This window comes from Serratia sp. J2 (assembly GCF_046269175.1).
In the GTDB taxonomy this organism is placed as follows: domain Bacteria; phylum Pseudomonadota; class Gammaproteobacteria; order Enterobacterales; family Enterobacteriaceae; genus Chania; species Chania fonticola_C.
In genome coordinates this window covers 1-370 of sequence record NZ_JBKABN010000121.1, presented here as the reverse complement: position 1 = coordinate 370, position 370 = coordinate 1, and the positions used below count along the sequence as shown (strand labels likewise).

At 46.8% G+C, this 370-nt stretch carries 2 tRNA genes; both read right to left on the bottom strand.

Annotated features, from left to right (window positions below):
- Positions 1 to 61 precede the first annotated feature (61 nt).
- A tRNA-Ala gene (locus tag ACKWMY_RS28360) sits at positions 62 to 137 on the bottom strand.
- Positions 138 to 269: 132 nt separating this feature from the next.
- Positions 270 to 346, bottom strand: a tRNA-Ile gene (locus ACKWMY_RS28355).
- Positions 347 to 370: the final 24 nt, after the last annotated feature.

Genomic DNA, 370 nt, shown 5'->3' with positions numbered 1-370 from the left:
AATACTTCGCAGCATACTGTTGCCAGTACACTCTGAAGTATTATCAAGGACCGCATGGATATGGTGGAGCTAAGCGGGATCGAACCGCTGACCTCCTGCGTGCAAGGCAGGCGCTCTCCCAGCTGAGCTATAGCCCCATACAGTCACTGACAGAAATCTTTATGGGTACCAACTCTATGAAGAGTTAATTTTTCCTTAGACAAGGCATATTCACAGGAAGTTTACTTTTGGTAAACGACTGTGGATATAACGCAGTATAAGGGAAAATTTGGTAGGCCTGAGTGGACTTGAACCACCGACCTCACCCTTATCAGGGGTGCGCTCTAACCACCTGAGCTACAAGCCTATAAAGGTATTTCTGCTCGTTACT